This is a genomic window from Bacteroidota bacterium (assembly GCA_019637975.1).
Classification (GTDB): domain Bacteria; phylum Bacteroidota; class Ignavibacteria; order UBA10030; family UBA6906; genus CAADGV01.
In genome coordinates, this window is record JAHBUR010000026.1 from 47,329 (window position 1) to 54,111 (window position 6,783).

9 protein-coding genes are annotated in these 6,783 nt (G+C 51.3%); 1 reads left to right on the forward strand and 8 read right to left on the reverse strand.

All coding sequences use genetic code 11. The features are described from left to right. Together KF749_13845 and KF749_13850 are read right to left on the reverse strand one after the other, a co-directional pair. Entirely contained in the window at positions 1–621 is a 621-nt protein-coding gene (locus tag KF749_13845) for a dihydroorotate dehydrogenase electron transfer subunit (GenBank protein ID MBX2992231.1), read from the reverse strand. A gap of 146 nt (positions 622–767) precedes the next feature. Then, a complete protein-coding gene (locus KF749_13850) occupies positions 768–2,855 on the reverse strand; it encodes a tetratricopeptide repeat protein (protein MBX2992232.1) in 2,088 nt (695 codons plus the stop codon). Between the two features lie 152 nt (positions 2,856–3,007). On the opposite strand from KF749_13850, the gene KF749_13855 reads away from it, so the two are divergent. Beyond that, positions 3,008–3,505 carry a periplasmic heavy metal sensor gene (locus KF749_13855; protein MBX2992233.1) on the forward strand — a complete coding sequence of 166 codons (498 nt, stop codon included), beginning with the start codon at positions 3,008–3,010 and terminating at the stop codon, positions 3,503–3,505. Positions 3,506–3,575: 70 nt separating this feature from the next. Here KF749_13855 and KF749_13860 read toward each other — a convergent pair whose 3' ends face one another. From KF749_13860 to KF749_13885, 6 genes are all read right to left on the reverse strand, one after another. Then, positions 3,576–4,283 (reverse strand): SDR family NAD(P)-dependent oxidoreductase, encoded by a 708-nt coding sequence (locus KF749_13860; GenBank protein MBX2992234.1) that lies wholly within the window; start codon positions 4,281–4,283, stop codon positions 3,576–3,578. Then, entirely contained in the window at positions 4,280–4,876 is a 597-nt protein-coding gene (gene folE, locus KF749_13865) for a GTP cyclohydrolase I FolE (protein ID MBX2992235.1), read from the reverse strand. Before folE ends, KF749_13860 begins: the two co-directional genes overlap by 4 nt. After that, entirely contained in the window at positions 4,861–5,268 is a 408-nt protein-coding gene (locus KF749_13870; GenBank protein MBX2992236.1) for a 6-carboxytetrahydropterin synthase, read from the reverse strand. The genes folE and KF749_13870 overlap by 16 nt, the downstream gene beginning before the upstream one ends. Before the next feature lie 32 nt (positions 5,269–5,300). Next, the gene (bcp, locus tag KF749_13875; protein MBX2992237.1) at positions 5,301–5,762 is read right to left on the reverse strand and encodes a thioredoxin-dependent thiol peroxidase; all 462 of its coding nucleotides are present in this window, start codon (positions 5,760–5,762) and stop codon (positions 5,301–5,303) included. A 22-nt stretch (positions 5,763–5,784) separates the two neighbouring features. Further along, a complete protein-coding gene (locus KF749_13880; protein MBX2992238.1) occupies positions 5,785–6,255 on the reverse strand; it encodes a peroxiredoxin in 471 nt (156 codons plus the stop codon). Between the two features lie 26 nt (positions 6,256–6,281). After that, a partial coding sequence (locus KF749_13885; protein ID MBX2992239.1) for a hypothetical protein occupies positions 6,282–6,783 on the reverse strand: 502 nt, incomplete at its 5' end.

Consider the following 6,783-nt stretch of genomic DNA (forward strand, 5'->3'; position numbering starts at 1 on the left):
TCAGATTCGTATCCTCCGTACATCAAATGTCGGCCCGTCTTTGCACATTAGTGCATACTTCCTCTCCGTGCCGGTTAGTTCAACAGGGCATCCTTGACAGATGCCGAAACCGCATGCCATCGGGCCTTCCAACGACACTTCGCACGGAATGGTGTTCTCTATCGCAAACGCAGCAACAGCATGAAGCATTTTGGTCGGGCCGCAAGCGAAGATCTTTGGACGACCGGATCTATAGCTATCAGAGTACTTCTTGAGCAAATCAACGACCGTGCCGTGCAACCCTTCTGTTCCATCATCTGTCGCAACGTGGACGTTGATAAGGTGATTCTTCACCAGTTGTCGGTCCGTACGCGAACCGATGAATGTCAAAACAGACTTCTGCCGCGCAACAAGGGTTGCGGTTGCAATCGGCAGAGGGGCAACGCCGAGTCCTCCCCCAACAAGCACAGCGGTATCGAAGTCATCTTCCGAAAGTGAAAACGGAACTCCCAATGGTCCCAATGCATCTATCAGATCTCCGCGTTGTTTCTTCCTGAGGACCGAGGAGCCTTTGCCAACAACATTGAAAATTATCTCGACAAATTCCCCTTGCGTCCGGTACACGCTAAACGGACGACGCAACAGAGGTTCCAGTCCCTCTGCTACTCGGATGTTGATGAATTGGCCGGCCTTTGTTGCGGAGGCAAGAGGGGGAGAAACAAATGTAAGGACAAAGATATTTTCGGCAACTTGTTCAACTGTGTGTACGGAACACAAGGATTGCGTCATCACTGCTCGGGAATGTCGTCAGATTTTGAGGGAGGCGGCGGTCTTTTGGCGCGAATGCCATCGATTACCGTGTCGGGCTGCACCGGGACTGTCAGCTTCTTCATTGGACCATTATCGTCCGGTGTCTGAGGCTGTGTCGCGTCTTGCACCGGCGCCACCGACAAGGAATCATTCGTCGCTTTCTGCTCCTGGAGTTCTCTCTGGCGAAGCATGGCATACTCGGCAAGCTTGTGCTGAACCACGGAAGCATACTCTGAATTCGGAAATCTCCGTACAAGACGCTGGTAGTGAGCAACCGAACTGTCATTGTTCACCTTCACATTCTCATAAATCCAGCCGATGGTGTATTGGGCTTTTGCTGCAAAGGGTGAGACAGAATCTGTTGCAACAATACTCTCGAATGAGGAAAGAGCCGATACAAAATCGCCGTCGTGAACGAATGTTTCCGCACGCCTGTAACTTGCTTCCGTCGTGTCGGGGGCTTTCACCAGCGGGGGGAGGCCGAGATAGCGGCGTGACTCTGCTGCGAATTCAGACTCGGGCAAACGCTTGAGGATTTCCCGATGCAGGGAATCAACATACGACCGCGAATAGCCTGAATCAGCACGTTCGATTTGAGCGAGAGTGTATAGCGCGCGCGGGATGTATGGACTTTCGGGATACTCATGCATCAAAAGCGAATACCAATATTTCGCAGAATCCGCAAGCTCCATGCTTGTATAAAACACGCCTGCCAACTCCGAAATGTTGAACGCAAGTCTCGCGTGCACAGTATCCAGCGGCGGAGGCGGAATAACGGGGGCAGCTTGCGCTACGCTCTCGGGCTTTGCAAGTGCGACGCCGACCGTTGTATCCGTGACGGTTGTATCGTGTTCGGTCACCTCAATCGTTACTGTATCAGATTTCGTCGTATCGGGATTGAGAATAAACTGCTTGATGCTGTCGTTGAGGGCTATTGCTTTCTTGAGCGTGAAATATCTGTTCAGATAGTCGCTGCGCTTTGCCAACAACGGTGTTACCTCGGCTTGAGGTACCTCTCCCCGGCCTTTGTCGTATGCTGCACGGGCTGAATCAAAATTGAAGAAGATATGCTCGTACATCAATCCACGTTGATAATATGAATTGGCCGATGCCTCGGTTCGGGCGTACGCCGTGTCGACATAACGGTATTGTGCCTCAGCCGATGCGTAGTCCTTTTCGTCGCGATAGACGTTGCCGATCTCCAAATCGATGTCGCCGAACATCTCGCGGTAATTTTGGTTCTCGATAAGGGATTCAAGCAGTTCAATACTCTGCCGGTGTTGCTCCAGTTTGGAGAGCATCCGGGCACGCCCGATGCGTGCCTGTGCAATCTTGAAGTGATCGTTGCTGGCCTGTTCCGACCGTCGGAATGCTTCCGCTGCATCTGCATACTGTTCCAATTGCTCATGGTGTGCCGCCTCACGCCGGAATGCATCGGCCTGATCACCATCGCTTTCCGCCAATTCGCCGGCTGTCTTGAAATAGGCAATCGCCGTTTGAAGGTTTTTGTTCTCGCTTTCAATATGAGCAAGCACCAAAGCAGCACCGGAAGCAATCCCCTCCTCCTTCTCGCTGCGCGCATGGTCGAACAACTCCCGGGCAACTGTCGCGGCAGCGGCCTTGTCGTTGCTCCGGTAATATGTGTTCGCGAGTAACAGCCTCGTTTCCAGAGCGAGGTCGCTTTCGGGGTATGCTTCGAGGAGTTCCTTGAATTTTCGCTCGGCAGACTGATGTTCGTTTTGGTAGTAATACGACTTGCCGATCATTAAGAGTGCGTCGTCCACAAGCTTCGATTCGGGATGATACTGAAGCAGTTTCGAGCACTTCTCGATCACAGTCGTGAATTTGGCCTTCGTTTGCGGCTGGATGTCAAACGGAGCCAGGAATGGCCGCTCCGTTCGCGTCGTCTGGCGAACCGGAGCTTTGAGGATTTCCGTTTCGGCTTCGGTGAACAACTTGCTTGCATTGTAATACGTATTGAAATAGGCGCCGATGAAATCGACAACACTGCATCCGGAAAAGAAACCGAAGGTGAGGATGAGAAAGGAAAGAAAAAAACGCTGCACGCCAAAAGCTCCGTAAACAAACTTCACGAGTCAACTTAGTGATTATCTGCAGGAAAGTCAAACAGAGGATTAAACCATTCGGGTGTGAAGTGGTTCTAAGAATCAGAACGCAGGACAATAATCAACACAACAGTACAGAAGGAGAAACACCAATGAAACGACTACTGCTATTCGGGACATTTCTCGTCATCTTCGCAGTCACATCAACAGTTGCACAACCGGGCCGGGGACCCCGTGCAGGTGCAGGCATCGGTCAGCGGCACGACGCCGTACTGGCAAAACTCGATCTGACAGAAGCCCAGCAAACACAAATGGAAAAGCTTCGCATTGATATGATGAAGAAGCAAACAGAACTGCGTTCGAAAATTCAATCGCTGCGCCTCGATATCAAGTCGGCATTCCTGGCCGACAAAGTCGACCGCAACACCATCGAGAAGAATATCAAAGCTATTACCGCTGCGCAAGACCAGCAGAAGATGAACATGCTCGACCATTGGTTTGCCGTGAACAATATACTGACTGCCGAACAGCAGAAAATCTGGAAACGGCATGCCGCAACCATGGGCCAGCATATGGGTGGCAGGGACGGTCAGAAACAGGCCCGCGGCTTCTTCCGCGAGCGCATGAGAGGAAATTGGGATAACGATTGAACTTGCATAAGAGGAAGGTATTCAAACGAGCGGGATACAGCCCGCTCGTTCTGTTTGTACCTGAAGGACTCTACTTCGGGTTTGTCGGACGTAAGTCAATCTCGCTGAACATACTTCGCGCCGGCGCAGTCACGGCAAACACAACCGCATCGGCAACGTCTTCAGCCTGCGGTATGTGAGCGCCTCGTTTCCCTGTTGACGAGAACGTTGTCTCTACAGAACCGGGGCAAATGGTCACGACGCGGATGTTGTATTCACGAACTTCCAGCATCAACGACGACGCCCAGCCGCGCAACGCCCACTTGGTTGTCGCATATCCTGTGCCGCCGACAAAACTATTCTTCCCTGCAAGCGAGGCGATGTTGACAATTGCACCTGAATTCGCTTTCGTCATGTACGGAAGAACAAGCTTCGTCAGGACGAATACGCTTCTCATGTTCAAAGACCACATCGTATCGAAATCCTTCACATCCAGCTCGGCGAAACGTTTCAAGACTCCCATTCCTGCATTATTGACAAGTATGTCGATTCGCCCGAATTCTTTTATTGTCGCCGCCACAAGATTGCCAACCTGAAGATCGTCCGTCATGTCGGTTGGAACAGCGAGTGCTGAAAGGCCCTGCGAGTGGAGTGACTCAGTTTCCCTCGCAAGAGCCGAAGCATTCCGGGCTGCGAGAACAACGGAAGCCCCTTCCACTGCAAGCGAACGAGCAATGGCCAGCCCGATTCCTTTGCTCGCCCCCGTCACAAGTGCAACGTGTTGGTCGAGGCGCTTCATATCCGACGGGTTTTTGTCAATTCAAGAAATTCCTGGCGCGTCTTCACATCGTCCCGGAATACACCAAGCATGGCACTCGTGGTCGCGAGAGAATTCTGCTTCTCGACGCCGCGCATCATCATGCACATGTGCTGGGCTTCAATGACAACACCGACTCCTTCGGGATGGAGATATTCGTAGAGCGTATCGGCTATTTGCCGTGTGAGACGTTCCTGAACCTGAAGCCGGCGGGCAAACACATCCACGACACGCGGAATCTTGCTTAGCCCGACGATTTTTCCGTTAGGGATGTAAGCAACATGTGCCTTGCCGAAAAAGGGCAACATGTGGTGTTCACACATGCTGAAGAAGTCGATATCCTTCACAATCACCATCTCGCTGTATTCTTCTTCGAAGATTGCGCCATTCATCACCGCGGCAATGTCCTTGCGGTATCCGCTCGTGAGAAAATCGTACGCCTTCGCAACACGATGCGGCGTCTTCTGCAGACCCTCACGGGACGGATCTTCACCGAATTCCTTGAGGAGAGACGATACCAGTTCTTCAACATTGGATTGTTTGTGCACGGGGCCTCCTTCTATTCGCCGCGGTATTCCACAAAATTGTTCGGCGACTCATACAGTGTGATGGAATACAATCTTCCCCCGGTGATTTTTGTTTCGAGGATCTTCCAGAACTCAATTGCCATATTTTCCGCAGTCGGAATTATCCCGTTCATAAATTCAACATCGCAGTTAAGATGCTTATGATCCACAACATCGATGATTTCGTTGTTGATAATGTCCGAGAGTTTCTTGAGGTCGATAACCATCCCGGTTTCGCGTGGCGGGTTCCCTGCAACTGTTACCTCGATCTCGTAGTTGTGCCCGTGCCCGTTTGGATTATTACATTTGCCGTACACTTCCCAGTTCTTGTCATCAGACCAGTCAGGGTTGTACAGTCGGTGTGAAGCACTAAAATGTTCCCTGCGTGTAATGTAGACCATACCGTTAGTCTCTTTCTCTGTTTGAATTTCCCCTATCTATCGGAAAGGGCGTGCAGTATTTCCTCCGTGTGCCCTTCCACTTTCACTTTCGGGAAGATATGAGAGATACTCCCTTTCTCGTCGATAACGAATGTTGTTCGCTCGATTCCCATGTACTTCTTCCCGTACATACTTTTTTCCTTCCATACTCCGTACTTCTTCACCAGTTCCTTCTTCTCATCGCTCACAAGCGGAAAGGTCAGATTGTACTTCGCGGCGAACTTTTCATGGGAAGAGGGGCTGTCGGCACTAACGCCGATAATAACAGCGCCTTTCCGTTTCACTGCACCGAGATGTTCCTGAAACGAGCAAGCCTCTTTCGTGCAGCCACTGGTCATATCTTTCGGATAGAAGAACAGAACAACCTTCTTTCCCCTAACGTCTGACAGCGACAACACCTTCCCGTCTCCCGCGGGTAGCGAAAACTCCGGTGCTTTCATGCCAACTTTCAACATTGCCATTGTTGTCGAATCTCCTTTAGAATGATGCTATTGCAGTGCGAACTTCGTCATAGTTTGGCTCCATGCCGGGATTGTCCGAAATCCATGCATACCGTGCAATTCCTTCGGCATCAAGTACAAATACCGAACGCTTTGCCGTCGCATAGCCGTGTATGCCGCTCAAACCCAGCATCAACCCCGTGTATTGCGAGCTGACATAGCGCGTGAAATCGCTGAGAAGCGGGAACGCGAGCTTATTCAGGTCGGCGAATGCTTTGTTGGCAAACGGCGAATCGACACTTATGCCTATCACTTGCGCTCCTAACTCATTGAACGACGCAAGCGAATCACGAAACGAACACATTTCTTTCGTGCAGACTCCGGTGAATGCTGCAGGGTAGAAAACAAGAACGGTTTTCTTGCCCAGAAATTCTCCCAACGTTCTTTGTTTTCTATAGGCATCAACGAGGGAAAAATCGGGAGCTTGTTGACCGACTTCAAGAGGCATAGTGCATCCGGTACTGTGAATGATATTTAGAGTTCCAGGCGAACACGGGCGCCGAATGTCGTATTCTTTTCCGCCAGCCCGGCGCCTGTATTCTCAACAGATTCTGATTGCAGCCAACCATCAACCCACATTTGATTGACAATCTCGTACGTGGCAAAGACCTCGATTGTACGTGATTTTACGAGGATGCCGTCGAGGAAATATGCATCGAGCGGATCGGCGTTGCGGTGGCCTTGAAACACATCACCGCCAACGTTGCGTACAAGCTTGCCGCTTCCGTCATACTCATTCTCCCCCCGACGTGTGAATGTAACACGCAACGAAAGCGTCAGGTTCCGCAACGGGTAATAGTCTGCACGCACGAACCATGAGTCGGCGTTCGGGCCGATACGGGGCCCGAGCAGAGAGTTCAAGCTTGTATAGGAGTTTTCCCGTGATCGATCGTGAGCGTACACGAAAGGCTTCACGCGGGTGTATTCCACCATCAGCGTCATGTCCGGCACGAACAATGGGTCGGTCAGCATGATT